This is a genomic window from Nonomuraea monospora (assembly GCF_039531895.1).
GTDB lineage: Bacteria > Actinomycetota > Actinomycetes > Streptosporangiales > Streptosporangiaceae > Nonomuraea > Nonomuraea monospora.
This window is the reverse complement of sequence record NZ_BAAAQX010000031.1, coordinates 35,560-61,435: the sequence shown is the minus strand read 5'-3', so window position 1 is coordinate 61,435 and position 25,876 is coordinate 35,560. Positions and strand designations below refer to the sequence as shown.

29 protein-coding genes are annotated in these 25,876 nt (G+C 71.4%); 23 read left to right on the top strand and 6 right to left on the bottom strand.

The genetic code is table 11. The annotated features are described in order from the left end of the window. Window positions 1-77 precede the first annotated feature (77 nt). Window positions 78-719, top strand: a complete 642-nt coding sequence (locus ABD331_RS42860) for a TetR/AcrR family transcriptional regulator (RefSeq protein WP_344488388.1) — start codon at window positions 78-80, stop codon at window positions 717-719. A gap of 54 nt (window positions 720-773) precedes the next feature. On the opposite strand, the gene ABD331_RS42855 is transcribed toward ABD331_RS42860, so the two are convergent. Both ABD331_RS42855 and ABD331_RS42850 read right to left on the bottom strand, forming a co-directional pair. After that, the gene (locus ABD331_RS42855; protein WP_344488386.1) at window positions 774-2,195 is read right to left on the bottom strand and encodes a helix-turn-helix domain-containing protein; all 1,422 of its coding nucleotides are present in this window, start codon (window positions 2,193-2,195) and stop codon (window positions 774-776) included. Next, entirely contained in the window at window positions 2,188-2,946 is a 759-nt protein-coding gene (locus tag ABD331_RS42850; RefSeq protein WP_344488384.1) for a hypothetical protein, read from the bottom strand. Before ABD331_RS42850 ends, ABD331_RS42855 begins: the two co-directional genes overlap by 8 nt. A 324-nt stretch (window positions 2,947-3,270) precedes the next feature. Between ABD331_RS42850 and ABD331_RS42845 the strand changes: the two genes are divergently transcribed. The 4 genes from ABD331_RS42845 (at window position 3,271) to ABD331_RS42830 (ending at window position 6,023) form a co-directional block, all read left to right on the top strand. Further along, a complete protein-coding gene (locus ABD331_RS42845) occupies window positions 3,271-4,050 on the top strand; it encodes a hydroxypyruvate isomerase family protein (RefSeq protein WP_344488382.1) in 780 nt (259 codons plus the stop codon). 61 nt (window positions 4,051-4,111) lie between these two features. Continuing rightward, the gene (locus ABD331_RS42840; RefSeq protein WP_344488380.1) at window positions 4,112-4,990 is read left to right on the top strand and encodes a 2-hydroxy-3-oxopropionate reductase; all 879 of its coding nucleotides are present in this window, start codon (window positions 4,112-4,114) and stop codon (window positions 4,988-4,990) included. Between the two features lie 92 nt (window positions 4,991-5,082). Continuing rightward, window positions 5,083-5,745: an HNH endonuclease family protein gene (locus ABD331_RS42835; RefSeq protein ID WP_344488378.1), complete on the top strand. Its 663-nt coding sequence runs from the start codon at window positions 5,083-5,085 to the stop codon at window positions 5,743-5,745. After that, complete coding sequence (locus tag ABD331_RS42830; RefSeq protein WP_344488376.1) at window positions 5,742-6,023, top strand: hypothetical protein; 282 nt, start codon at window positions 5,742-5,744, stop codon at window positions 6,021-6,023. Before ABD331_RS42835 ends, ABD331_RS42830 begins: the two co-directional genes overlap by 4 nt. Before the next feature lie 304 nt (window positions 6,024-6,327). On the opposite strand, the gene ABD331_RS42825 is transcribed toward ABD331_RS42830, so the two are convergent. Continuing rightward, the gene (locus ABD331_RS42825; protein WP_344488374.1) at window positions 6,328-6,822 is read right to left on the bottom strand and encodes a hypothetical protein; all 495 of its coding nucleotides are present in this window, start codon (window positions 6,820-6,822) and stop codon (window positions 6,328-6,330) included. 190 nt (window positions 6,823-7,012) lie between these two features. Between ABD331_RS42825 and ABD331_RS42820 the strand changes: the two genes are divergently transcribed. Next, window positions 7,013-7,453 (top strand): PaaI family thioesterase, encoded by a 441-nt coding sequence (locus ABD331_RS42820; RefSeq protein WP_344488372.1) that lies wholly within the window; start codon window positions 7,013-7,015, stop codon window positions 7,451-7,453. Between the two features lie 144 nt (window positions 7,454-7,597). Beyond that, entirely contained in the window at window positions 7,598-8,284 is a 687-nt protein-coding gene (locus ABD331_RS42815) for a rhodanese-like domain-containing protein (protein ID WP_344488370.1), read from the top strand. A gap of 10 nt (window positions 8,285-8,294) precedes the next feature. On the opposite strand, the gene ABD331_RS42810 is transcribed toward ABD331_RS42815, so the two are convergent. Further along, window positions 8,295-8,579: a Fe-S cluster assembly protein HesB gene (locus ABD331_RS42810; RefSeq protein ID WP_344488368.1), complete on the bottom strand. Its 285-nt coding sequence runs from the start codon at window positions 8,577-8,579 to the stop codon at window positions 8,295-8,297. 101 nt (window positions 8,580-8,680) lie between these two features. Between ABD331_RS42810 and ABD331_RS42805 the strand changes: the two genes are divergently transcribed. Together ABD331_RS42805 and ABD331_RS42800 are read left to right on the top strand one after the other, a co-directional pair. Beyond that, entirely contained in the window at window positions 8,681-9,340 is a 660-nt protein-coding gene (locus tag ABD331_RS42805) for an endonuclease (protein ID WP_344488367.1), read from the top strand. A 21-nt stretch (window positions 9,341-9,361) separates the two neighbouring features. Next, a complete protein-coding gene (locus ABD331_RS42800; protein ID WP_344488365.1) occupies window positions 9,362-10,135 on the top strand; it encodes an enoyl-CoA hydratase/isomerase family protein in 774 nt (257 codons plus the stop codon). Between the two features lie 43 nt (window positions 10,136-10,178). Here ABD331_RS42800 and ABD331_RS42795 read toward each other — a convergent pair whose 3' ends face one another. Then, window positions 10,179-11,006 carry a hypothetical protein gene (locus ABD331_RS42795; RefSeq protein WP_344488363.1) on the bottom strand — a complete coding sequence of 276 codons (828 nt, stop codon included), beginning with the start codon at window positions 11,004-11,006 and terminating at the stop codon, window positions 10,179-10,181. 153 nt (window positions 11,007-11,159) lie between these two features. Between ABD331_RS42795 and ABD331_RS42790 the strand changes: the two genes are divergently transcribed. The 12 genes from ABD331_RS42790 (at window position 11,160) to ABD331_RS42735 (ending at window position 23,706) form a co-directional block, all read left to right on the top strand. Continuing rightward, entirely contained in the window at window positions 11,160-11,531 is a 372-nt protein-coding gene (locus ABD331_RS42790) for a hypothetical protein (RefSeq protein ID WP_344488361.1), read from the top strand. Beyond that, on the top strand, window positions 11,522-12,733 hold the full coding sequence (locus tag ABD331_RS42785) for a DUF6395 domain-containing protein (RefSeq protein ID WP_344488359.1): 1,212 nt from the start codon (window positions 11,522-11,524) through the stop codon (window positions 12,731-12,733). Before ABD331_RS42790 ends, ABD331_RS42785 begins: the two co-directional genes overlap by 10 nt. Then, window positions 12,730-13,572, top strand: coding sequence for a M55 family metallopeptidase (locus ABD331_RS42780; protein WP_344488358.1), 843 nt, complete (start codon window positions 12,730-12,732; stop codon window positions 13,570-13,572). Before ABD331_RS42785 ends, ABD331_RS42780 begins: the two co-directional genes overlap by 4 nt. Beyond that, complete coding sequence (locus ABD331_RS42775; RefSeq protein WP_344488356.1) at window positions 13,565-15,124, top strand: flavin monoamine oxidase family protein; 1,560 nt, start codon at window positions 13,565-13,567, stop codon at window positions 15,122-15,124. Before ABD331_RS42780 ends, ABD331_RS42775 begins: the two co-directional genes overlap by 8 nt. A gap of 61 nt (window positions 15,125-15,185) precedes the next feature. Next, complete coding sequence (locus ABD331_RS42770) at window positions 15,186-15,698, top strand: YbaK/EbsC family protein (RefSeq protein WP_344488353.1); 513 nt, start codon at window positions 15,186-15,188, stop codon at window positions 15,696-15,698. Between the two features lie 131 nt (window positions 15,699-15,829). Continuing rightward, window positions 15,830-17,794 carry a serine/threonine-protein kinase gene (locus tag ABD331_RS42765; protein ID WP_344488351.1) on the top strand — a complete coding sequence of 655 codons (1,965 nt, stop codon included), beginning with the start codon at window positions 15,830-15,832 and terminating at the stop codon, window positions 17,792-17,794. A gap of 16 nt (window positions 17,795-17,810) precedes the next feature. Next, window positions 17,811-19,604, top strand: a complete 1,794-nt coding sequence (locus ABD331_RS42760) for a serine/threonine-protein kinase (RefSeq protein WP_344488349.1) — start codon at window positions 17,811-17,813, stop codon at window positions 19,602-19,604. A 35-nt stretch (window positions 19,605-19,639) separates the two neighbouring features. Further along, window positions 19,640-20,848, top strand: a complete 1,209-nt coding sequence (locus ABD331_RS42755) for a serine/threonine-protein kinase (protein ID WP_344488347.1) — start codon at window positions 19,640-19,642, stop codon at window positions 20,846-20,848. A gap of 245 nt (window positions 20,849-21,093) precedes the next feature. Further along, the gene (locus tag ABD331_RS42750; protein ID WP_344488345.1) at window positions 21,094-21,873 is read left to right on the top strand and encodes an electron transfer flavoprotein subunit beta/FixA family protein; all 780 of its coding nucleotides are present in this window, start codon (window positions 21,094-21,096) and stop codon (window positions 21,871-21,873) included. A 19-nt stretch (window positions 21,874-21,892) separates the two neighbouring features. Continuing rightward, window positions 21,893-22,846 (top strand): electron transfer flavoprotein subunit alpha/FixB family protein, encoded by a 954-nt coding sequence (locus ABD331_RS42745; protein WP_344488343.1) that lies wholly within the window; start codon window positions 21,893-21,895, stop codon window positions 22,844-22,846. 216 nt (window positions 22,847-23,062) lie between these two features. After that, the gene (locus tag ABD331_RS42740) at window positions 23,063-23,317 is read left to right on the top strand and encodes a type II toxin-antitoxin system Phd/YefM family antitoxin (RefSeq protein ID WP_344488341.1); all 255 of its coding nucleotides are present in this window, start codon (window positions 23,063-23,065) and stop codon (window positions 23,315-23,317) included. Next, window positions 23,311-23,706 (top strand): type II toxin-antitoxin system VapC family toxin, encoded by a 396-nt coding sequence (locus tag ABD331_RS42735; protein WP_344488339.1) that lies wholly within the window; start codon window positions 23,311-23,313, stop codon window positions 23,704-23,706. The genes ABD331_RS42740 and ABD331_RS42735 overlap by 7 nt, the downstream gene beginning before the upstream one ends. A 121-nt stretch (window positions 23,707-23,827) precedes the next feature. On the opposite strand, the gene ABD331_RS42730 is transcribed toward ABD331_RS42735, so the two are convergent. After that, window positions 23,828-24,250, bottom strand: a complete 423-nt coding sequence (locus ABD331_RS42730; protein ID WP_344488337.1) for a hypothetical protein — start codon at window positions 24,248-24,250, stop codon at window positions 23,828-23,830. A gap of 86 nt (window positions 24,251-24,336) precedes the next feature. Between ABD331_RS42730 and ABD331_RS42725 the strand changes: the two genes are divergently transcribed. Next, window positions 24,337-25,140 carry a helix-turn-helix domain-containing protein gene (locus tag ABD331_RS42725; protein ID WP_344488335.1) on the top strand — a complete coding sequence of 268 codons (804 nt, stop codon included), beginning with the start codon at window positions 24,337-24,339 and terminating at the stop codon, window positions 25,138-25,140. Between the two features lie 220 nt (window positions 25,141-25,360). Continuing rightward, the gene (locus tag ABD331_RS42720) at window positions 25,361-25,783 is read left to right on the top strand and encodes a hypothetical protein (protein ID WP_344488333.1); all 423 of its coding nucleotides are present in this window, start codon (window positions 25,361-25,363) and stop codon (window positions 25,781-25,783) included. The last annotated feature ends 93 nt before the right edge of the window (window positions 25,784-25,876 follow it).

Below are 25,876 nucleotides of genomic sequence, written 5' to 3'. Positions count from 1 at the left end.
AGCAGCAACCCCTCCTTTATGCCACTCAGTGGCAAAAGCGCGCAAGTGGCCTTCGCTCCTCGAATACACTGCTCCTCATGACCACCGCCCCACCCCCGCTCCGGGAACGCAAGAAGCTCCGCACCAGGCAGGCCCTGATCGACACCGCCCTCGCCCTGTTCACCAGCCGCGGCTTCAACGGGGTCACGCTGGACGAGCTCTGCGAGGAGGTGGAGGTCTCCAAACGCACGTTCTTCCGGTACTTCGCCGGCAAGGAGGACGTGGCGATGGCGCCGCTGCACGACATGTGGCGGGCCTTCCTGGAGGAGCTGGAGACGGTCCCGGCGGATGGGCGTCCGCTGGTGCAGCTCATGGAGGCGACGCTGCTGGCCGCGCTGGACCGGGTCGCCGACGAGGCTTGGACGGGCCGGGCGGTGCTGAGCTACCGGCTGTCGCAGGAGACGTCCTCGATGGACGCGCACAACCTGCACTTCTGCGAGAGCACCCTGGGGACCGTGGTGGAGGTGCTGCACCGGCGGCTTGATCTGCCCGACGACCCGCGTACGCGGCTGGCGGGGGACATGCTGGTGGCGGCCTGGCGGGTCGCGGCCGGCGGATGGGCGGCCGAGGCGGGGGATCCACCGTCCCTACCGGATCTCGCCGCCCGCTTCCGCGAGGCCGTCGCCGCCCTACCAGGCAGCCTCACCCTGACCGCCAGCCCACGCCCTCAACCGCACTGACCCCCGCCACCCCGCCCTTCGTCGCGTTCCCGCCGTCCCAGGCGTGCCCCCGGGTCAGGGAACGAGCTTGAGCGAAGGCCGTCGATCCGGCAGCCCGATCAACTCACGTACCCGCGCGATGGGCCAAGCCAACTCCTGCGCCAACATCGCGGCGCTCAACCCACTCTCCCGCCCAGCCAGCTCAAACGCCTGAGCCAGCAACACAGGCTGCTCCCCCGGATACCCGGACACCGGCTCATTCGTGAACCCAGGCTGCTCCCGCAACGCAGCCAGCCGCTGATAGGCCCGCCCGGCGGCGGAGTCGGACAGCAGCCCCGTCTCCCTGCACCGATAAAGCAGCGAGTCCACCGAAACCCCCCACGTCAGCCGCAACTCCGCCAACCGCCGCAGATCCGCCCGAAGCGGAAGCTGAGGCAGGATGCTGTCGCGCGGCGTCAGGAACTCGGCCGCGAACGCGTCCGCCTCCCGCTCCTGCTGCGTGTCACCCGCCGCCGTGTCGCCGTGCAGCACCAGATGTCCCAGCTCGTGGGCGGCGGTGAAGCGGTGCCGGTAGATGTCGTCGAACCGGTTGGGCGTCAGCACCACGATCGGCCGCGGCAGGCTGGAGGTGGAGAAGGCGTCGACGGTGACCGCGTCGGGGTCGTGGCGCGGGAAGGCCACGACGATGCCGTGCGACTCCATGCGCCGTACGAGGTGCCCGATCGGGCCGGTGCCCAGCCCCCAGTGGGCGCGTAGCGCCCGGGCCGCGCCCGCCGGGTCGCGCGGCAGGTCGGAGTGCATCTCGCCGCCCGCGAACCCCGGCAGGTCGACGAGGGGCAGCTGGACGCGCTTCTCCAGCGCGTACGTGAGCTCCCACACCTGCTCCACGAACGCCACGGCCTTGGCCCGCTGGTAGGCACGCGTGGAGCGGAGGCTGCGGAAGTGCGCCATGGACCCGTCGAGCTTGCCGTGGGGCCGCCCCGGCAGGAAGAACGCCATCGGCACCGCCAGCACCTCGGCCAGCCTGGGGATCAGGTCGGGGCGCGGCCGGGTGACGCCGGACTCGTACTGGCCGACGGCGGCGGGGGAGACGCCGAGGTGCTCGGCGACCTCCTTCTTGGTGAGCGCGGCCAAGTGGCGTGCCTGGGTGAGGCGGGTGGCGTCGAACGCGTCGGCGACCGCCTGCGGGCTCGGCCCACCCGCCCTCGCACCCATCCCGCTCGCCTCCCGCGACGACCGCACCCCCACGCCGGACCCCCGCCCCGCCGCCGGCTGCTGCTCCATGCCGGTGCTGGGGCTCGCCGGCGGCTTCTGACCCGTGCCGACGTCGTGCACCGTCGGCGACTGCGGGCCGATGCCGGTGCCAGTGCCGGCGCTGGTGCTGGAACCTGCTGGTGGCTCATGGCCCGTGCTGGAGTCGTGCACCGTCGGCGGCTGCGGGCCGGTGCCGTGGTCGTGAGCTGTTGGCGGCTGGTGGCCCGTGCCGGAGTCACGCACCGCTGGCGGCTTCTGGCCCGAACGGGAGCTGCTCGCTGACCGGCACCGCGAGCCGGCCGGCGCCCGTGCGCGGGTTGAGCGCGGGCGCGGGCGGCACGCCCTGGTCGAACGCCGCCGCCTCGCCCACACGCCGGACCGGCGCCGCGCTCTCCTGGACCAGCGGGATCTCCTCGCAGTGGTGCCAGCGCAGGCTGCCGGTCCGGTCGAGCAGCTCAGCCTCGCCCCACCAGGCGTCGAGCAGCCCGGCGTGCGCGTTGCAGGCGTACGCGATGAGCACCAGCCGGGTGTCCTCCGGCAGGTCGCCCAGCGCCTCGGCGACCGGGACGGCGTGCGGCGCGACGTCCTGCAGCGCGAGCTGCCGCATCCGCGGCTCGGGCCCGAACCGGTTGAACAGCGCCTGCACCAGCGCGGACGGCCGCCCGTCGCCGATGCGAGCGCTCATCACGTTGATCGAACGGTCTTTGGCGTAGCGGAACGGGAACAGCAGCTTGCCGTCGAGCACCACCAGCTCGTGCTGGGAGCCGCCGGGCTTGACGACGTGCACGTCGCCCAGGTCCTCGAAGGCCTCGGCCAGCGCCTCGAACTTGCGCGACATGAGCGTGAACCCGAACGGGTGCAGGTGATCGGTCTGCGCCACCTTCTGCGCGTCGAGCGCGTTCTCCAGCGCCACCGACAGCGCCTCGGCCACGCCCTGTCTGATCAGGGGAACGCGCTGCCCGAACGTGTCCTGGGCCCACTGGGACATCCGCATGCCCGACCTCCCGCCGCTTTACTTTCCAACATCATAGACCCGCTGCGGCTTCATGTTGCCCTTGCGACACACCCGCCTCTTGTCGGCCTTGTAGGCGTGTATGACAATATTTCGCGCCTCATCCGAGGCGTCGGTGGCGGTGGTCTGGAGCGGGCGCGCGATAGCGTCGAGCTCGCCGTGCCGGTCGGACGCACGGACTCCGCCGCGACCGGCCGGACCGCAAGGGATCGGATCGTGAAGGGCTGGTCCGTGACCCCGCCGGACCATGATCGGCCCGGACCCTGATCGGCCCCGACCTCGCCAACCATCGGAAGGTGCCCGCGCGTGACCAAGTGGACCGTCAACTGCTCCATCCTCTATACGGACCTCCCCCTCCTCGAACGCCCCGCCGCGGCGGCGGCCGACGGGTTCGCGGCCGTGGAGTTCTGGTGGCCGTGGCCGGTGGCGGTGCCGGGTGACCGCGAGGTGGACACGTTCGTCCAGGCAGTGGAGGACGCGGGCGTCCGCCTCACCGGCCTCAACTTCTTCGCCGGCGACATGCCCGGCGGCGACCGCGGCGTGGTGTCGTGGCCGGGCCGCTCGCGCGAGCTGCTCGACAACATCCCCGTGGTGGCGGCGATCGGCGAGCGCCTGGGCTGCCGCGCCTTCAACGCCCTGTACGGCAACCGCGTCCCGGACTCCGACGCCCGGGAGCAGGACGAGCTGGCCGTCGAGATGCTGGCGGCCTGCGTGGCGGGAGTGCAGGGCACCGTCCTGCTCGAACCGGTCAGCGGCGCGCCCCGCTACCCGCTGCTGACGGCCGCCGACGCGGTGGCGGTGCTCGATCGGGTGCCCGGCGCGGGGCTGCTCGCCGACCTCTACCACCTGTCCGTCAACGGGGACGACGTGCCGAATGTCATCGAACGGTACGGCTCCCGCATCGCACACGTACAGATAGCTGACGCGCCAGGCAGAGGCGCGCCGGGGAGCGGCGACCTGCCGCTGCGGCAGTGGCTCGACGACCTGCACGCCGCCGGGTACGACGGCCACGTAGGCCTGGAGTACCAGGCGAAGGGCGAGGACGCGTTCGCCTGGCTCCCCAGAGAACACCGCACGCCCGCATGACCCCCGCCAACCGGCCCCGGCCATCGACCCTCGACCATCACCACCTGGAAGGAACCTCGACGTGACCGCCATCGCCTTCATCGGCCTCGGCATCATGGGCAGCCCCATGGCCGTCCACCTGGTCAAGGCGGGACACGCCGTGTCCGGCTACAACCGCACCCCAGAGAAGGCCCGGCCGCTGGCGGAGGCGGGCGGCCGGGTGGCGGAGTCGATCGCCGACGCCGTGACGGGCGCGGAGGTGGTCGCGCTGATGGTGCCCGACTCGCCCGACGTCCAGGACGTGCTGACCGGCCGGGACGGTGTCTTCGAGCATGCCGCCCCCGGCACCCTGATCATCGACTTCTCCTCGATCCGCCCGGACGTCACGCGCGACCTGGCCGAGGAGGCGGCCCGCCGCGGCCTGCGCTACCTGGACGCGCCCGTCTCGGGCGGTGAGGCGGGCGCGAAGAACGCGACCCTGTCGATCATGGTCGGCGGCGAGGCCGACGCGTTCGAGGCGGCGGGGCCGGTCTTCGAGGCGGTCGGCAGGACCGTCGTGCACGTCGGCCCGAGCGGCTCCGGCCAGACGGTCAAGGCCGCCAACCAGCTCATCGTGGCGGCCAACATCGAGGCGCTGGCGGAGGCGGTGGTGTTCCTGCGGGCGTACGGGGTGGATCTGGAGGCGGCGCTGGACGTGCTCGGCGGCGGCCTAGCGGGCTCGGCCGTGCTCGCGCAGAAGCGCGCCAACCTGGTCGGACACTCCTTCGAGCCGGGCTTCCGCCTCGCCCTGCACCACAAGGACCTGGGCATCGTCACCACGGCCGCCCGCGAGGCCGGGGTCGTGCTGCCGCTCGGCGCGCTGGTGGCCCAGCTCGTCGCGTCGGCGAACGCGGTCGGCGACGGCGACCTCGACCACTCGGCGCTGCTGCGCGGCGTCGAACGCCTGTCCGGAACCACCTGACAACCCCAAGCCAACCCCAAGATTGTCACTCTAAGTGACAAGCGCTGCGGGTCTTTGATTGCTTAACGTAATCGCCGCTGTAGACGTGGGCCATGTTCACTTTGCGATCATGGCCTGCCCGCGCGGCGGCCGCCACGACCATGACCCTCCTGGTCCTGGCCCCGGCGTCCCCCTCGGGCGCAGCCTCTCCCACCGAACTCCCGCCCACCCTCTCCGCCCCCGCCGCCCACGCCCAGCTCCAGCGGCTCACCGTCGCGGACCCCCGCGCCATGACCGGCTACAGCCGCGCCCGCTTCCCCCACTGGTCGTCGCAGGGCCGCTCCTGCGACACGCGCGAAACCGTCCTCGCCCGCGACGGCGCCGACGTCAAACAGGACGAGAACTGCCGCGCCATCAGCGGAACCTGGCACAGCGTCTACGACGGAAAGGACATCACCAGCGCCTCGGCCATCGACATCGACCACATGGTGCCGCTCGCCCAGGCCTGGCGTTCAGGCGCCAACACCTGGACCGACGCCCGGCGCAAGGAGTTCGCCAACGACCTCGAAGGGCCGCAACTCCTCGCCGTCTCGGCCGGCTCCAACCGGTCCAAGGGCGACCAGTCGCCGGACCAGTGGCGGCCGCCGCTGCGGTCGTACTGGTGCACGTACAGCAGGGCCTGGATCGACGTCAAGGCCCGCTACGACCTCACCATCACCGCCGCCGAACGGGACGCGCTGGCCGAGATGGTGGCGACCTGCTACGGGGCGCAGTGAGCGTCGAAACCTACGAGAGCAGCGTCGTCGCGGGGCCCGGCGGGGTGATGACCGAGGAGGTCGGCGTCATCACCGGCGAGGTCACCGTGCGGACCGTGGTGACGGGGGAGCGGGTGACGGTGCGCGTCCAGTACCTCGATGCGGACGAGTGGTACGAGGTCGAGGGCAGCCCGCTCGGGCGGGCCGCCGATCGGGGGGCGCACCTTCATCAGGAGATCGTGCAGGCTGTGCGGCGTGGCATGCCCGCAGGTCTGAACGAGTTCCGCTCACCCGCCTAACCGCCTGAATCGCCTGAACCGTCTGGCTGGGCCGCGCCGGTGCACGGCACCCCCGCGCACGGCACGCCCAGCCAGCCGCCCCCTCGTCCGCCGCCCTGCTCGACAGCGTGTGGGGCGGCGGTGCGTGGTACGGCAACGCACGGGGAAGGCGGTGAGTGGGTTGGCGGTGTGCCCGGCGGCAGCACGCGCGGCGGTGGCATGCGGCGGTGGCGTACCGGGTAATGGCGGCGTGTCGCCCTCCGTGCGCCGGGTCGGCGAGTTGTGGTGCGGTGGAGTCCGGCGCAACGCGTACGGTGCCCCAGCCCTACCCGGAGACGCGCCGAGCCAGCGCCTCGACCGTCAACGCCGCCCCTGGTGGTGCAGGTGCGGGATGGGAACGCATCCCGGCGAGCACCAGCCGCGCGGCCCGCTCCCGCAACTCCTCGCCCACCCCGGCAGGCACCGTGGGCAGCCCCCGGACGACCAGCCCGACAACCCCCACCACATCCCCAGCCCCGACATCGGCACGCAACGCACCTTCGTCATGCCCCGCCCGCACGATCTCCTCGAGCACCTTCACGAGCCGACCACCCGCCGCACCGTCCTCGGACGCGCCGACGGCAGAGCCCGCCCGTCCTCCCCCGGCGGCGGCAGAGCCCGTTCGTCCACCCTCGACCGCCGCGCCCACGCCGTCCGCCCGTCCAGCCTCAACGGCCACCAGCGGATCCAGCCCGGCCTCCACACACCCCACCACGAACCGGCTGAGCGCATCGAACGCCCACGTCTCCTCCGACTGCGCCTCCTCAGCCAGCGCGATCATTCGATTCACCTGGTCAGCGAGCACAATCCCTCGGTCGCTTGCGGTCCCCGCTGTCAGATGGCCCGGCGCGCTCATGCGGTCAGCCGCCTTCCCCTGCTAGTCCTTCAGCTTCCTCACAGCACCCTAACCCGCAGTGTGCGGACCCACTGTCCTACGCATTACTGTCGGTGCCGCCCCGTTGAATGTCCCCATGGAGACACCGACACGCGAAGGCCCGTTCTGGGATGTGATGTCCGGCCGGGTGCCGCCACCTCCCGCCGCGACCACGCTCGGCTGGGAGCTGCTGCGCATCGACCCCGACGAGGGCACGATCGAGGTGGCGTTCAAGGCGGACGCGAGCTTCACCAACCCGGTGGGCGTCGTCCAGGGCGGTTTCCTGGCGGCGATGCTCGACGACACGCTCGGTCCTGCGCTGGTGGCGACGCTCCCGCCGGGCCAGTTCGCGCCGACGCTCGACCTGCACGTCCAGTTCCTCCGCCCGGCCCGTCCTGGCCGCCTGGTGGGCCGGGGCAGGGTGGTCCGGCGGGGGCGTCAGGTGTGCTTCATGTCGGGCGAGTTGCTCGGCCCGGACGGCGAGCCCGTCGCCGTGGCGACCGCGACCGCGCACATCCAGACGGTCGCCCAGCCCTGACGGACGAGCGGGCGTTCCCCCGCACGCACGCCGCCGCCGACGCCATCGCCGCCTACGTCCCGACCGGCCAGTTCCGCTGGGGCCTGGAGCGGGTGCTCGTCGGCGTGTCCCGCTGACTTGGCCGCCTCGGGGTACGGGGCAGGCATGACGCACACCATCGCCCGCGAAGCCGTACAGGATCTGCTGGACACCAGGCAGGCGCAGCTCGTCGAGGTGCTGCCGGAAAGCGAATACCAGTGGGCGCACCTGCCGGGAGCCGTCAACCTGCCGCTGGGCCGCATCGACGGCTCGCCGCCGCTGGAGCGGGGCCGTCCGGTCATCGTCTACTGCCACGACTCGCTCTGCGACCTGAGCCCGCGCGCCGCGCACCGCCTCGATCGGCTGGGGTTCGGCGAGGTGTACGACTACGTGACCGGCAAGATGGACTGGCTCTCCGCCGACCTGCCCTACGACGGCCACGCGGCCCTGGTGTCCAGGAACGTGCGCAGGGACCCGGTGATCGCCGCGCTGGACGATCCGCTCGGCACGCTGACCGAGCGCCTCATCGCCGACCCGGCGGGGATGGCCGTCGTGGTGGACGAGGACGACGTCGTCCAGGGCGTCATCGGGTCGCGCGAGCTGAGGGGCGCCGACCTCGACGGGACCGCCGAGAGTGCGATGCGGGCCGGGGCCACCACCGTGCGGCCGAGCGAGGAGATCGACCCGCTGGTCCAGCGCATGGACCGGGCGAAGGTGGATCACGTGGTGGTGACCCGGGCGGACGGGACGCTGGTGGGCCTGTTCGGCCTCGGCGACACCCGCCCGCCCGAGAACGACTCCGACCAGGGCTGAGCGAAGTGGCTCAGGCGCGCCGGTCGAGGCGGAACGTCGGCTGCCCCGGCGCCCCCGGCTGCGCGTCGAGCGCCTTGTCGTCGAGGATCGGCACCGCGTCCTCGGCGACGAACACCCGCACGTCCTCCTTCTCCACCACCTGGTCCCCGGCCTGCGGGTTGCTCGTCAGCGTGACCTCCAGCGTGCCCGCCTCGTCGGCCTTGGGGGAGATGCGCAGCCCCGCGTCGGCGGGCACGTCCTCCCCGACCATGAGGTCCCGGATGGCGACCACGGCGTTGTCGGTCAATGTCAGCACGACTTGCTCCTTAACTAGTGGAAGAACTTCGACTAACCCGCTCCCACGAGCCCAAACACCGCCCCGGCATGCCGCGCCGGGGCCGGGGTAGGCGCAGCGGCATGGCCAAATCCGATGGAGCCGTGCTGGACGCCCTGCTCGACCGCTTCGGCCGCACGTACGCGGCGGAGGCCGACATCAAGCTGTCCGACCAGCCGAAACCGCTCTACCAGTTGCTCGTCCTGGCCACCTTGCTCAGCGCCCGCATCTCGGCGGACGTCGCCGTGGCCGCCGCGCGGGAGCTGTTCGCGGCGGGTTACGGCACGCCGAAGGGCATGCGCGGGGCGAGCTGGCAGGACCGGGTGGACGCGCTGGGCCGCGGCCACTACCGCCGCTACGACGAGCGCACCGCCACGATGCTCGGCGACGGCGCCGCCCTGATCATCGACCGCTGGCGGGGCGACCTGCGCCGCCTGCGCGACGAGGCGGGCGGCGACGAGCGGCGGATCACGGGCCTGCTGATGGAGTTCCCCGGCATCGGGCCGACGGGCGCGGACATCTTCCTGCGCGAGGTCCAGGCTGTGTGGCCGCAGGTCGCGCCGCATCTGGACAAGCGGGTGCTGGACGGCGCGGCCAAGCTGGGGCTGCCCCGTCAGGCCCGCCCGCTGGCGGAGCTGGCGCACTCGGGCGCCGAGCTGGCCCGCCTGTCGGCCGCGCTGGTGCGCGTCTCGCGCAGCAAGAAGTCGGTGGACGCGGTCAAGTCCGCGGCGGCGGCCCGTTGACCACCTGTTAGGTTCGATCACATGGGTGAGTTTGTGAGCGTCGAGGTGGCCGACCAGATCGCCACGATCCGTCTCGACCGGCCGAAGATGAACGCCCTCAACGGCCAGGTCCAGCGCGAGCTGGCCGAGTCGGCCGGCATCGTGGACGCCGATCCGCAGGTGCAGGCGGTGATCCTGTACGGCGGGGAGCGGGTGTTCGCCGCCGGCGTGGACATCAAGGAGATGGCCGACATGTCGTACGCCGACATGGCCGCCCACTCCGGCACGCTGCAAGCCTGCTTCACCGCGGTCGCCAGGATCGGCAAGCCGGTCATCGCCGCGATCACCGGCTACGCCCTGGGCGGCGGCTGCGAGCTGGCACTCTGCGCCGACTTCAGGGTCGCGGGCGAGTCGGCGAAGCTGGGCCAGCCGGAGATCCTGCTCGGGATCATCCCCGGCGCGGGCGGCACCCAGCGCCTGCCCCGCCTGGTCGGGCCCGCCCGCGCGAAGGACCTCATCTTCACCGGGCGGCACGTGGCCGCCGCCGAGGCGCTGGCGATCGGGCTGGTCGACCGGGTGGTGCCGGACGAGCAGGTCTACACCGCCGCCCTGGAGTGGGCCGCGACCTTCGTGGGTGGGCCGGCCGTCGCGTTGCGCGCCGCCAAGCAGGCCGTGGATCACGGGCTGGAGACCGATCTGGACACGGGCATGGAGATCGAGCGGCTGCACTTCTCGGGGCTGTTCGCGACGGAGGACGCCAAGATCGGGTTGCGGGCGTTCGCGGAGAAGTCCAAGCCCAAGTTCACAGGCCGGTAACCCGAGGCGGGTCCTGGGCGCGTGAAGGTGGCGGCGGGGGTGTTCAGACGAACAGCTCCTCGATGGTCAGGGCGGTCGCCGCGCGGTGCGCCCACTCGTCGAGCTGCTCCTGATCCCCGCACCCGGTGATGGCCGTCAACGCGTCGTCCGTGACGTTCACCCCGCGCGCCCGCAGCACGGCCAGCACGGCCCGCACCTTGCCCTCCGACAGCCCCGCGGCGCGCCCCCTGGCGAAGTGCTCGCGGGCGAACGGGCTGTACACCGGCCAGGTGGTGGACGACATGGTCTCCTCCAGTACCCGCCGGACGTCGGTCGAGGCCAGGCGGTAGGCGTACTCGTAGTAGCGGGCCCCGTGGCTCTCCTCCGTCTTGGCGAGCGCCTCCAGGAACGTCCCCACGACCGCCGCGTCACCCCCGTGGGACAGGACGGACAGTACGGCCAGTTCCAGGCACTCCGCGGCCAGAGCGGGGTCGGAGATGGGCGTGACCTGGTCGGGCCCGACGACGAGCGGGTGCAGCACGTACCCGGGCAGGCTGGTGACCACGGGCTGGGCCGCCCAGTCGCAGACCAGGGCGTCGGGTGCGAGCACGAGCACCAGCACGGGGCGCCGGAGCAGCAGCCAGAGCGCGGCGCTCCGCCGGGCCCAGCCCTGCCGGTCCTCCTCCGACACGGTGTGCTGCAGCTCGACGATGACGCCGTGCGCGGGCTCGCACCAGGTCATGGGCACCGCCACGGCCGTGCCGGTGGGGGCCACCTCGACGAGGGTGTCGGCGGGCAGATCGATGTCGAACACGTCGCAGAGCAGATCGACGGCGAGGGTGGGCCGGTTCCGAAACAAGGCGTTCAGCGCCTCATGCACGGAGGAGGGCATGTCGCGGAACGTTAGCAGTCATGCACGGCACGTGTCCGACCGTTCGCCATATCCGGTCCGCGAACGGGCGGGCGCGGGCGGTGCAAACTGAAGTCAATGCATTCGGTAAGGGTCGTCCATACCGATGATGGTTTGCCACTATGGTGGCGTTTCATGATGCGCGTCCCCGTCCCTGCCCGGCTCAGAAAGGCCGTGCGCACATGGTTCGACTCCCGCTACATCTCCATCGCCGATCATCGCCAGGACATCCGGGACGCGCTCTGGGAGGTCCAGACCCTGAGGCGGGAGATGGCGACCCTGCAGAGCGAGGTCGAACGGCTGCGGAACGCCCGTCCGGCGGCGTCGTCCCCCAAGCCTGACCCCGCGCTGAAGGCCAGGATCGACGACACCCAGCGGCTCGCGCAGGAGACGGCCAAGGCCATGGACGGGGTGCTGCAGAACGAGGTCCTGGTCTGGCAGGCCATCGACGACCTGCGGGCCCGGCGCGGCGAACCGGGCAAACCGGAGGAGCAACCGTGCGCGTGACCTGGAGCGCCGGCACGCATCTGACGTTCCGGCTCGATCCGGAGGACGAGATCACCGGCCAGGCGTCCGACGAGTACCCGATCAAGCTGGCCACCAATTCGTGCTCCATCGGCGGGGTGCCCGGCGACGCCCACCCCGACCTGTACGCGGTGGCCGCCTGGACGATCGTGGCCCCGTGGACCAGGAAGCGGATCACGTTCGACCGGGCGATCTCGGCGGAGCTGGCGCGGGCGCTGCACGACGGCTGGGGCGTCGAGGCGGGCCCGGTGGGCGCGGAGCCGAGGAAGCCGGGCGCCAGACTGGCGATCTCGTACAGCGGCGGCGCCGACTCCGTGGCGGCGGCCACGATCTTCCCCGAGGCCCCGTTCGTGCACTTCCGCCGGGTGGCCCACCCGCGCGTGCCGAACCGCTGGCCGCACTACCGCTCCGACGTGCTGGCCAGGCTGGCCGCGAAGACCGGCCGCGAGCTGAGCACGGTCACCTCCGACCTGGAGTACACCCTGGCCGAGCCCCGCCCCGGCTACCCGGAGCACCACGCGGTGGCCGCCGGCGCCCTGCTCCTGGCCGACCGGCTCGACCTGGGCGGCCTGGGCTTCGGCTACGAGATGGGCTCCCGCTGGCTGGGCGGCGGCCGTTACCTGTGGCGCTTCACCCCCGACAACCCCATGTGGTCGCCGCACGGCAGATGGGGCCGCCTGTTCGCGGCCTCCGGCGTGCACATCGTGCTGCCGGTGGGCGGCGTGAGCGAGGCCGTCACGATGCGCCTGGCCCTGGGCTCGCCGCTGAAGGACCAGGTCCGCTGGTGTCTGCGCGGCACCGACGGCCCGTGCCGCAACTGCGGCAAGTGCCTGTACAAGGAGCTCATCCAGGCCGCCGTGGAGCGCCGCCCGCTCGACACGCCGATCACCGCCGACCGCTCCATGGCGCGCAAGTACCTCAAGAAGCCGCCGTACGGGGGTCAGGAGATGATCCAGTACGGGCTGGCCCGCGTCCCGGGCATCGAGAACACGCTGTTCGCCCCGGCGCTCGACTACTTCGACGTGTCGGAGGAGGCCACGAGCTGGCTGGAGCACTGCTACCCGCCGGCCCTGGCGGAGATCCCGGAGCAGTGGCGGGCGCAGGCGGCGGCGTTCGTCGAGGAGAACGTCGGGCTGATGACGGAGTCCGAGGTACGCAGGGTCGAGTCTTGGGGGAGCGCGTGAAGGTCTATCTGTCGGTGGACATGGAGGGCGTGACGGGGCTGACCGACCCCGAGGAGATGCACGCCGGCAAGCGCGGCTACGAGCGGGGCTGCGAGCTGATGACCGCCGACGCGAACGCGGCCGTCGAGGGCGCCTTCGCGGCCGGGGCGAGCGGCGTGCTGGTCAACGACGCCCACGGCTCCACCAAGAACCTGCGCATCGACCTCCTCGACCCCCGGGCGAGCCTGATCAGGGGGCCGGGCAAGGCGCAGCGGATGGCGCACGGGCTCGACGGCTCGTTCCAGGCGGCCTGCTTCGTCGGCTACCACGCCCGCGCCGGCGTCCCGCACGGCGTGCTCAACCACACGTGGATGGGCAAGGAGATCCAGAACGTCTACCTCAACGGCGAGCTGTGCGGCGAGACGCGGCTGGTCGCGGCGTGCGCGGGGTTCCACGGGGTGCCGGTGGTGCTGGTCACCGGCGACGAGGCCGTCGGCGACGAGGCCCGCGAGCTGCTCGGCGACGTGGAGACCGTCGCGGTCAAGAAGGGCATCGACAAGTTCTCGGCCGAGCTGCTGCCGCCGGTCGTGGCCCAGGCGCGGATCCGTGAGGCGACGGAGCGGGCGCTGGGGCGGTTGACCGACTTCACGCCGTACGTGGTGGAGGCGCCGTACACGCTCGGGGTGGAGTGGAACTCCACCGCCATCGCCGCGGCCGTGTCGCTGATCCCCGGCGTGAAGACGGCGGGAGCGCGGCACACCGAGTTCACCACCGATGACTTCACCCAGATCATGGCCCTGTTCGGCCTGTTCGCGAGCATCGCCGGGCAGGTGGCCTGCGGCAGCGGCCCCTATGGCTGAGAACGACCGTGCCACGCTGACTCGGCGGGGGCTGCTCGTCGGGATCGGGGCCGCCGGGGGCGCGGGCGCCATGTACGCCGCCATGGGCGCGCTCGGCCTGGCGCCCGACGGGCAGGACAAGGAGTACACGCCGCCACGCACCGGCGACTTCACGCTGAGCGGCAGGGCGTCCGCCAAGGTCGTGATCATCGGCGCGGGCGTGGCGGGGCTGACCGCCGCGTACGAGCTGGGCAAGGCCGGCTACGACTGCACGCTGCTGGAGGCCAGGCAGAAGGCCGGCGGGCGGAACCTCACGCTGCGCGGCGGCGACCGCCTGACCGAGCTGAACGGCGCGGCCCAGGACGTGAACTTCGGCGCAGGCGTCTACTTCAACGCCGGCCCCGGCCGCATCGCCCAGTGGATGGTGACCCTCGACTACTGCCGCGAGCTGGGCATCCCCATCGAGACGTTCATCAACAACAACGCCTCCGCCTACGTCCACACCAACGGCCGGACCGTCAGGGCCCGCACGGCCCGAGCCGACATGTACGGATACATCGCCGAACTGCTGGCGAAGGCCACCGACGCCGGAGCGCTGGACAAGGCTCTCACCAGGAACGACAGGGAGAGCCTGCTGGAGTTCCTGCGACGCTTCGGCGACCTGGGCCCCAAACTCGACTACGCGGGCTCGGAGCGCCGCGGTTTCACGAAATTTCCGTCCATAGACGGCGGGACGCCCATGCCGGACCCCGGCACCCTCCACCAGGTCCTCGCCGCCGGCACCGGCCGCGCCATCACCAACGACTTCGGCTACGAGCAGGCCACCCCCATGTTCCAGCCCGTCGGCGGCATGGACGCCATCGTCACCAAGCTCCAGCAGGCCGTCGGCCAGGACAGGATCAGGACCGGCGCCAAGGTCACCAAAATCACCACCATGGCCGACGGCGTCGAGGTCACCCACACCGGCGGCGTCGTCAAGGCCGACTACTGCATCGCCGCCCTCCCGCCGCACGTCCTGGCCAAGATCCCGCACAACCTCGGCGCGCAGATCACCACCGCGCTGGCCACCCCCGTCCCGATCGCCGCGGGCAAGATCGGCCTGGAGTACGGCAGGCGCTGGTGGGAGCTGGAGGACCGGATCTACGGCGGCGTCACGGAGACCGACCTCGACCTCACCCACATCTGGTACCCCTCGCACGACTACCACGCCGAGCGCGGCCTGCTCGTCGGCTACTACAACACCGAGCGCGTCGCCGAGCTCTACAGCGCGCTCACCCCGGAGGACAGGCGGCGCAGGGCGCTCACCCAGGGCAAGAAGATCCACGGCGAGAAGTACCGCCAGAACCTGCTGTCCAGCGTCTCCATCGCCTGGGAGCGCCAGGAGCACATCCAGGGCGGCTGGGTGCGCTGGCCGTCCTTTGATTCGTCCTTCACTCTTCTGCAACGCCCTGCCGGAAGGGTTTACTTCGCGGGCGACTGGCTCACCCATCTGATCGCCTGGCAGGCGGGGGCCATGGAGTCCGCCCGCGCCGCCGTCACGCAACTGCACAGGAGAGTGCTGCAGTCTCCGTGACGCCGCCCGCGGCTCCCGGAAGCGCAAGTAGGCTGCTGGGAGAGGCGATCGAGGAGATGGAATGACGTTGCACTGGGTGCCCGCCACCGAACGGATCGACCTGCTGGCCGATCCGGTGGCGCGAGCCGTGCCCGACCTGGAGGGCGTCGAGGTGGCCGGGATCGATCCCGATCTGGCCGACACCGCGGCGTTCTGCGAGAAGTACGGCGTGACCCTCGACGAGTCGGCCAACTGCGTGGTCGTGGCGGCCAAGCGGGGCGGCGAGACGCGTTACGCCGCCTGCATGGTGCTCGCCACGATGCGGGTCGACGTGAACGGCGTGGTGCGCAGGCACCTCGACGCCCGCAAGGCCAGCTTCGCCCCGATGGCGGAGGCGGTCGAGCTGACCGGCATGGAGTACGGCGGCATCACGCCGCTCGGCCTGCCAGAGGAGTGGCCGATCCTGGTCGACACGCACGTCGCGGAGCACCCGAAGGTGGTGATCGGAAGCGGTGTGCGCAGATCGAAGCTGGCCGTCTCCGGCGCCACGCTGGCCGGGCTGAAGAGGGCAGAGGTGCTCTCCTTGGCCGGCTGAACGAAATCGAGGCCGATTCGAGACCGTTGGATGGGAAACCGATGAGGCCGTTCTGGACGTTGTACGAGTGGGAATGTGGCCTCATGGTTCATCTCGTGGGCGGGGATTAAGCCGGTATGGTGCTTCATGCCATGAACGATGACCGACTAGGCCCTTACCGGCTGCTCAGGCGGCTCGGTGAAGGCGGGATGGGCGTTGTCCACCTGGCTGTCGACCCTCAGGGGCGGCAGGTGGCCATCAAGGTCCTGCGCGGAGAGGTCGCCGGCGACGAGGTCGCCAGGCGGCGGCTTTCGCGCGAGGTCGAGACCATGCGCCGGGTCCGCAGCAAGTACATCGCCGAGGTGCTCGACGCCGACGTGACCGGTCATCGTCCGTACATCGTCACGCGTTACGTGGCGGGCCCGCCGCTTGACGAGATCGTCAAGAACGACGGCCCGCTCGACCTGTCCGCGCTGCTCAAGGTCGCCCACGGGGTGGCCTCGGCGCTGGCCGTCGTGCACTCGATGGGCGTCATCCACCGCGACCTCAAGCCCGGCAACGTGCTGATCCTGGACGGCGAGCCCGTCCTGATCGACTTCGGCATCGCCCAGGCGGTCGACGCGACGCGGCTGACGCAGACCGGCATGTTCATCGGCACGCCCGGCTACCTCGCGCCCGAGATCATCGAGGGCCAGGAGGCGGGTCCCGAGGTCGACATCCACGCGTGGGCCGGCACGCTGCTGTACGCGGGCACGGGCCAGCCGCCCTTCGGCAAGGGCACGCTGGAGATGATCTTCTACAACATCACGGCGGGCAAGGCCGACATCAGCGCCGCCCCCGCCGAGCTGCAGCCGCTACTCAAGGCGGCCTTCCAGCGCAACCCCAGCAAGCGTCCCAAGGCCGCCGAGCTGGCCGAGCAGACCGCCCGCATGCTGCCCAAGCCGGCGCAGGGCACCTCGCCCGACGAGATCTCCACCGTGCCCAGGCCCGACCCCGTCGTGCCGCCCAAGGTCACGGAGCGGCCGTCGTACGAGATCTCCACGCCGCCGGTCACGCCCAAGCGGCTGCTGGAGAACCAGGAGCAGCCGGCCCCGCCGGCGCCCGACCAGCAGTACGTCTCGCTGCTGCCCAACCAGCCCGACCCGTGGCCGACCCGCAGGGTCTCGCCGGAGGAGCTGCGGCAGATCCAGCGCGAGGCCGGGGTCTACCCGCCGCAGACGCCGCCGGCCACCGGCAACGGCCCGGCCGCGCCCGCGCCTGCGCCCGCGCCCGGCGAGACCGACGTGCCGACGAGGCGGGTGCGCCCCGACTCGGCCGACTACCGGCGGATGAACCCGGGCCCCGGGTCAGGCCCGCAGCCCGGTCCCCACGCGCCCGACTACGGCCGCCCGAACCCCATCCCGGTGCAGCCGCCGCCCTACATCCCGGCCCAGCAGCAGTTCCCGCCCGCCCAGCCCGACCGGCTGACCAAGCGGGAGCCGTACATCCCCGGCGTGCAGCCCGGCAAGCCGCTGCAGCGTTCCAGGGCGTACGGCGTGGCGGGCGCCATGCTGCTGATCCTGATGATCGTCGCGGCCGTGTTCAAGCCCGTGCTGGTCGCGTTCGTGGCCCTGCCGATCGCGGTCCTGCTGCGCGCGGCCGACCTGGCCCAGCCGCAGCTCGCCACCCGCAGGGCGGCCGGCGCGGCGGCGCTCGACGTGGTGCGCGTGTTCGCCTTCCCGGCGGCGCTGGCCAAGTCGGCGGGCATCACGCTGGCGCTCGTGCTGTACGCGCTGATCCTGGGCCTCCCGGTGACGCTCCTGCTCACCGTCGTGGCCGGGATGAACTCCTACTACGCGCTGGCCTGGGGCGCGGCGATCGCGTTGTGGACGGTCTGCGCGGGCCCGGGAGTCGAGGGTCCCGGCAAGCAGATGCGCAGAACGCTCTCATCGCTCGTACCCTCGAGAACAGCGGCGATGGTGATGGCGGGAGTCCTCGCGGCGGGTGCCGCGCTCTCACTCACCCTCGCTTACAGCACGTTCGGGGACAAGCCTGATGGGGAGGCCGTATGGACTCCGCTGAACGTCCGAGAAGTGGCGGACCAGCTCGACAACCTAGGGGGGAATTCCGGGGGATGACGCGGGGAAGGCGGCGATGAGCACCCAAGCACCAGAACGCCTCGGCCCCTACCGCCTCGTCAGGAAGATCGGCGAGGGCGGGATGGGGGTCGTCCACCTCGGTCTCGACGGCGAGGGACGCGAAGTCGCCATCAAGGTGCTGCATCCCCACGTCGCCGCCGACCTCAAGGCGCGCGACCGGCTCACCCGCGAGGTCGAGACGATGCGGAGGGTGCGCTCACCGTTCGTCGCGGAGGTGATCGACGCCGAGCTCGTCGGGAGCCAGCCGTACGTGGTGACCCGCTTCGCCCCCGGCCGCACGCTGGAGGACACCGTGCTGGCCGAGGGGCCGCTGGAGGCCAGGCAGCTCATCCAGCTCGCCCAGGGGCTCTGCCAGGCGCTGGTGGCCATCCACGCGGCCGACGTGATCCACCGCGACTTCAAGCCGTCCAACGTCATGCTCGTCGAGAGCAGGCCGCTGGTGATCGACTTCGGCATCGCCCACCTGGTCAACGCCACCCGGCTGACGCAGACCGGCATGTTCGTGGGCACGCCCGGCTACCTGGCGCCCGAGATCATCCGCGACTCCGACATCACCCAGGCGGCCGACGTGCACGCGCTGGCCTCGACGGTGTTCTTCGCCGCGACAGGGGCGCCGCCGTTCGGCACGGGCACGTTCGAGTCGGTCTGCTTCAACATCATGGAAGGGCGGGCGCAGATCGACAAGGCGCCCGCGTGGCTGCGCGGCTGGCTCACCCGGGCGCTGCAGGTCGAGCCGTCGGCCCGGCCAGGCGCGCACGAGCTGCTGCGGATGGCCAAGGCGCTCGACCCGGCGGTGACCACGTTCAACGAGGGGCCCACCGGGACGAAGCCGGTGGTGCCCCGCACGCGGACCATGGACACGTTCTCCGACCTGCTGCCGCCGGTCGAGTACGGCAAGGCCGCGCCGCCGCCCGCGCCGACGCGGCACGAGGAGCGGCCGAAGCGCCGCGAGGAACGGCCGCCGCCCTACGTGCCCGCGCCGATGCCCGCCAGGCCCGCGCCCCAGCCCGACCAGCGGGTGGCCGGCTACCCGCCGCCCGACCGGCGGCTCGTGCCGCCGCCCACCGCGCCGTCGCAGGTGCGGCCCTACACGCCGCCGCCGCAGTACACGCCGCCGTCGGAACGCAAGCGGTACCTGTTCGGCAGCCAGGTCGTCGGGCTGCTGCTGCTGGTCACGCTGGTGGCGCTGACGGTGATGATGCCGGTCATGGCCGGCGCCGTGGCCGTCGCGCTCGCGCTCGTGCTGCGCCTGGGCGAGTATCTCTTCGGCGACCTGGTCAAGCGCCGCCAGGTGCGCGGCAGCAGCGCGGCCGACCCGCTGCTCGCCCTCGTCGGCACGCCGTGGGCGCTGGTCAAGTCGGCCCTCGTGACGCTGGTGCACGTGCCGCTGGCGCTGCTGTTCGGCGTCTGCGTGTGGGGCGTGCTGTACTGGGCCGGGCGGCTGGGCGTCAACGAGGCCGCGGCCTACGCGGCGGGCGCCTTCGCCGCCGGGCTGTTCGTGCTGCCGGGCGGCGGCGCGCCGCGCAAGGCCGTCACGCGCACGCTCACCGGCGTGCTGCGCAGCCCCGGCGCCGCGCTGGTCGCGGTCGTGCTGGTGGGCACGGCGGCGCTGTTCGCGGTGATGTTCGCGCTCGGCCAGGACACCTCATGGGCGCCGTGGCGGCCGCCCGAGCAGGTGATCGACGATCTGGCGAGCGACGCCAGGCAGAGCACGATCGGCCTGATCACGGGGCTGATCGGCGATCTGCTGAACGGTCTGGGGCTGGGGTGGCTGAATCCCTGGGCGTGAGTGTCCCCGCCGTCCCCGCTGGGGAGAGATGAGGTATGAGCGAGCGCCTCGGCCCGTACGAGCTTCTCTCCCGTCTGGGGGCCGGCGGGTTCGGCGAGGTGCACCTGGCGCTCGATCCTGAGGGCCGCACGGTCGCGGTCAAGGTCCTGCATCCGCACGTCGCCGCCGACGGCGTGGCGCTGGCGCGGCTGGCGCGCGAGGTCGAGACCATGCGGATGGCGGGCGGGCCGCACATCGCCGAGGTGCTCGACGCCTCGCTGACGGGCCCGAGGCCCTACCTCGTCACCCGGTACGTGCAGGGCCGCCCGCTCAGCTCCGTCCCCCTGCCCGTGGCCGACCTGCGGCGGCTGGCCTCAGGGCTGGCCGACGCGCTGCTGGCCATGCACGAGGCCGGGGTCGTGCACCGCGACCTCAAACCGGCCAACGTGATGATGACCGAGGGCGAGCCCGTCGTGATCGACTTCGGCATCGCCAGCGCGCTCGACTCGCTGTCCGTCACCGCCTCCGGCGCGGTGGTGGGCACGCCCGGCTACCTGGCCCCCGAAGTGCTCGAAGGGCGGGCCGTGGGGGTGGAGGCCGACGTGTTCGCGTTCGGGGCGACGCTGGCGTACGCGGCCACCGGGCGGCAGCCGTACGGGCAGGGGCCCGCCTCCGCGGTCGCCTACCGGGTCGTGCACCATCCGCCCGACCTCGAAGGCGTGCCCGAGTGGCTGGAGCCGTTGTTACGGGAGTGCCTGTCCACCGATCCCGCCGCGCGGCCCACGGCCACGCAGATCTGCGCCAGGCTGGGGGTCGCGCCGGTGTCGTACGTGCCGCGCCCCGTCCCCGTCCCCGTCCGCCAGGCCACGGACCAGCTCGACACCAGGGAGTGGCGGCCCGGCAAGGAGCGGTACCGGCGTTCCGTGGAGGAGTCCAGGGCCAGGCATCGGGAGAAGGTGCGCAGGCGGTGGCTGATCGGCTCGGGGTTGTTCGTGGCGCTGCTGGCGGCTGCCGCGCGTGAGCCGCTGCCCGAGGTGTCGCTCTTCCTGCTGGCGGCGTACGCGCTGGGTGTCGTGGCCGACGGCGGGGTGGCGCTGTTCTCGCGGGGGCCGTTCAGGCGCAGCCGCATGGTCGTCGACCTGGTGAGCGTGGTGGGGGCGGTCGGGTTGTGCTTCGGGCTGGCGGCGTCGTTCAGCACGTTCACGCTGGCGCTGTTCGCGGGGACGGCGTTGGTGGTGGGCGTAGTGTTCCTGCTGTCGGCGTGACTGACGCTTTGCCGGGGTTGCCGGCGACCTGTGAGCAACGACCGAATAAAGTTCGGTATGGTGGGGATGGTAGGCACTGGCTGTGGGTTTGCACGTAAGCTACCCATGGGTAACATAACGGCGAAACCACGGCAGACCCTCTGTCGGATGCCCACCGGGCACCTGGCAGTCTGGACAGATGCATTTCGGCGTCCACCGCAGCGAGGCGGGGGCGCACGCGAACTACGGGAGGTCGGCCACCGGCCATGAACATCGTCGTCTGCGTGAAGCAGGTCCCCGACACGGCGACCGAGCGCAAGCTGCGGTCCGATGACAACACGCTCGACCGCGACGCCGCCGACGGCGTGGTCAACGAGCTTGACGAGTACGCGGTCGAAGAGGCGCTGAAGCTGAAGGAGGCCCACGGCGGTGAGGTGACCGTCCTCACCATGGGCCCCGGCAAGGCGACCGACACCATCCGCAAGGCACTGGCCATGGGCGCCGACAAGGCCGTCCACCTCAGCGACGACGCGCTGCACGGCTCCGACGCGCTGTCCACCTCGTACGCGATGGCCCAGGTGCTCAAGAAGATCGGGTTCGACCTGGTCATCCTGGGCTCCGAGTCGACCGACGCGCGCACCGGGATGCTGGCCGCCATGCTCTCCGAGCGGCTCGGCGCGTCCCAGCTCACCCTGGCCAACAAGGTCGAGGTCGACCAGGGCGCCATCACCATCCAGCGCCTGACCGACTACGGCTACGACCGGGTCGAAGCCCCGCTGCCGGCCGTCGTCTCCGTCGTGGAGAAGATCAACGAGCCCCGCTACCCGTCCTTCAAGGGCATCATGGCGGCCAAGAAGAAGCCGGTCGAGACGCTCGCCATCGGCGACGCCTCCATCGACGCGGCCCAGGTCGGCCTGGCCGCCGCCTGGTCCGAGGTCGTCGACTTCGCCGCGGCCCCGCCGCGCGCGGCCGGCACGATCGTCAAGGACGAGGGTGACGGCGGCGAGAAGGCGGCCGACTTCCTGGCGTCCAAGAAGTTCATCTGAGAGCGGGGGTTACACGGAAATGTCGGAAATTCTCGTTCTCGTCGAGCACGCCGAAGGGGAGGTCAAGAAGGTCACCCTCGAACTGCTGACCCTGGCCCGCACCCTCGGCACGCCCGCCGCCGTCTGGGCAGGCCCCGGCATCACGCCCGAGGCCAAGGCCCGCCTCGCCGAGTACGGCGCGGAGAAGATCTACGTCGCCGGCGCCGACGACATCGTCGACCACGTCGTCGCCCCCAAGGCCGAACTGCTCGCCCAGCTCGTCGCCGGCAAGGCGCCCGCCGCCGTGCTGGTCGCCGCCACGGCCGAAGGCAAGGAAGTCGCCGGCCGCCTCGCCATCAAGACCGACTCCGGCGTCATCACCGACGCCGTCGGCCTCAGCGACGGCTTCGTCGCCGACCAGTCCATCTTCGGCGGCGGCATCAACGTGCACTCCCGGGTGCGCAAGGGCACGCCCATCGTCGCCGTTCGCCCCAACTCCACCGCTCCCGTCGCCGCCGCCGGCGCCGGAACGGAGGAGGAGGTCTCGGTCACCCTCTCCGAGGCCGCCAAGGCCGCCCGCGTGGTCGAGCGCGTCAAGCAGGAGAAGGGCGCCCGGCCCGAGCTGACGGAGGCCGCCATCGTCGTCTCCGGCGGCCGCGGCGTCGGCTCCGCCGAGAACTTCACCGTCATCGAAGGCCTCGCCGACGCCCTCGGCGCCGCCGTGGGCGCCTCCCGCGCCGCCACGGACGCCGGCTGGTACCCGCACCAGTTCCAGGTGGGCCAGACGGGCAAGACCGTGTCTCCCCAGCTTTACATCGCGGCCGGGATCTCCGGCGCCATCCAGCACCGGGCCGGGATGCAGACCGCCAAGACGATCGTGGCCATCAACAAGGACCCTGAGGCTCCGATCTTCGAGCTGGCGGACTATGGGGTGGTGGGCGACCTTCACCAGGTCGTGCCGCAGCTCACCGAGGAAGTCACCAAGCGCAAGTAGGGCACGGTCTTTCCTGACGGGCAGGCTGTGACATCGGGGGGCCCAGGTCTACACGCTTGGGCCTCCCGCGGCGCTTCGCGCCCACACTCGATTTCGTCCGTGCAGTGGCCGGCACCTCTTCACATCAAGGCGGACCGCTGCCGGTTGCTGCCTCAGTGGCGACCGCTTTCAGCGTAGAGCTTGCTACGACTGTAGCAAACATCCTACGATCGGGGTATGACAGCCATTCCTGCACGGGAGCTGCGTAACAACACCGCAGAGGTGCTGCGGCGCGTTGAGTCGGGCGAGGAGATCGAAGTTCTTCGCGACAATCGCCCTGTGGCAAAGATCATTCCGTTTTCTCGCCGACGGAGATGGATCTCCGCAGCGGAGATCGGTGCTGAGCTGACTCGTCTCGGCGCCGACAGCACGGGCCTCACAGACGAACTGCGAGAAGCGCTCACTGAAACGACGGATGATCTGCCTTGGTAGAACGCAGGCGGGCGGTCGCCGACACATCGATCTTCATCGGGCTGGAGGCGGCACGCTTCGACGTCGACCGGTTCGCGGATTTCGAGTGGGGGGTCTCGGTGGTGACCCTCGGTGAGCTCAGGTTCGGAGTGCTCCAGGCGCGCGATCCGGAATCATCAGCAAGGCGTCTGTCCACGTACCAGCTAGCTGAACGTTTCGAGCCCATCCCGATTGATGAGACCGTTGCCGATGCATGGGCTCTCCTGGTCTCCCGCCTGCGTGTTGCCGGTCGCAAGGCGCCGATCAATGACACGTGGATCGCGGCGACAGCAATAGCTCACAAGGTCCCCGTCGTCACGCAGGATGCCGACTACGACGACATGCCAGGTCTGGACGTCATCAAGCTCTGAGGCTGCCCCGCTCAATCAGCCGAGCTGCGGATGAGTAACCCCTGTCGAGCCATCCCGCACCCGCCTCCTCGGCGACCTCCCGCCGTCCGACCGCGAGTCCGTCGCCCCCTCGTCCGCCCGATCACTCAATGAACTGGTGATCGCTACAGACCCGCCCGTCGTCGTCCACAGTCAGAACGTCCAGCCCACCCCCCACAACCTCCCCCGTACGGGTCGACCTCATCGACCACCGAACCCCGACCACCTGCGGCATGAGCAGAACCGCCTCCCCAGCCGCCTCGAAGACGTGCTCGCCCGGCTCCACGAACATCTCGTAGGCCCGCCCCACCCGGTCCTCCAGAGCGGCGTGACCCCGCGCCTCCAGCGGCGGCGCCGGGAGGGCGAGTGAGGCGGCGGCGTCGCGGATCGCCTGGGGCGGGTTGGTGAGGACGTGGACGGCGTCGCTCGTCCACAGCTCGTGGACGAGGGCGGCGCGGGTCGCCGGGTTGGGCTCGTTCCACTGGGCGATGTAACGGTCGGTCAACTGCTGGACATCGAAGCTCATGCCCAGCAGTGTGCGGGCGCGGGCTGCGGCTGCGCGATTCCCCGGAGGGAATGGCGCAGGCGCGGGGGTGCAGTATGAATGGGGGCATGACGGTGTCGACGGAGCCTGATCGGTTCGCGAGCGAGCTGCGGCGCTGGCGGACGCGGCGCCGCTTCAGCCAGCTCGATCTGGCGATCAGAGCCGATACGACGCAGCGGCATCTGAGCTTCCTCGAACAGGGGCGTTCCCGGCCGGGGCGGGCCATGGTGGTGCGGCTGGCCGAGTCGTTGGAGCTGTCGTTGCGGGAGCGGAACGGGTTGCTGCTCGCTGCTGGGTTTGCCCCCGTTTATGCGGAGTCCAGGCTGGATGCTCCTGAGCTGAGTCCGGTGCGGGAGGCGTTGGAGCGCATCCTGGACGGGCATCTGCCGTATCCCGCCGTCGTCGTGCGGCCGTATGGGGAGCTGGTGGCGGCGAACGCGGCGTTCGGGGTGCTGGGGGAGGGGGTCGCGCCCGCGCTGCTGGAGCCGCCGGTGAATGTGTTGCGGCTGGCTCTGCATCCGGAGGGGATGGCGCGGCGGGTGGTGAACCTCGCCGAGTGGGGGCGGCACATCACCGGGAGTCTGCGGGAGCAGGCGGTGCGCAGCCCTGATCCGGGGCTTGACGCGTTCATCGCCGAGCTGGACGGTTACCTGCCCGATCTGGAGCCGCCGGCTGAGCATCTCGGGTTCTCCGTGCCGTTGCGGTTGCGGGCCCCTGAGGGGGAGTTGCGGCTCATCACCACGCTGACGTCGTTCGCGACCGCCGTGGATGTGACGTTGTCCGAGCTGCGGCTGGAGGCGTTTCTGCCCGCTGACGAGGCTACGGCGAAGATTCTCGGGCGGCGGGGGGCTGCTGCTGCCGGTCCGGGGTGAGGCGGACGTACGGGTGGAAGAACAGGTCGTCCTGGTCGCTGGGCGTTTGACCCATGCGGCGGCCAGGTCAGCAGGCGCGACGTGTCGGCCGCCATGCTCGCCTCGAACGCGCCCGGCATGCGGGCATCGGGCTCGGCGTACTCACGACCGAGGACGAAGCGGCAGCAGCGGGCCGCGATCCGCGAGCCGTGCAAGTGATCGTCAACCAGGACGGTCTACCGTGACCGAGCACCGGCACGGGGAGGGTGAGGTCATGGGACGGTTCGGCAGGGTGATCGGGCTGGTAGCGGCGGGCGCGCTGGCGGGTGGGGCACTCGTCGCGGGCGGTGTGGCGCTGGCGGACGGGCTCCCGTGGAGCGGCGGCGAGCACGTCAGCTACGTCAAGGAGCGCAGGACGATCCCGGCCGGCTATCTGTCCACGAACGTGGTGTGCCCGCAGGGGCAGCAAGCCGTCGGCGGCGGCTACGCCCATCTCGGCGAGCACGACAGGGAGCGCCCGGTGATCGCCGAGGTCAACGCTCCCAGCAACACGAGCGGGAAGCCGGACGAGGTGAACAACGCGTGGAGCTTCCTGTTCATGAACGACAAGGAGGAGACGACGCCGATCGACGTGTACGTGATCTGCGCCCCGATCGACGGCTGACGCCGCGGGCTCCGGCCGCGTTCACGCGAGAACGGAAGTGGGGATCGATGGCACTATCCCGGAGTTCGGCTCTGATGGATACTGGCCCGAAAG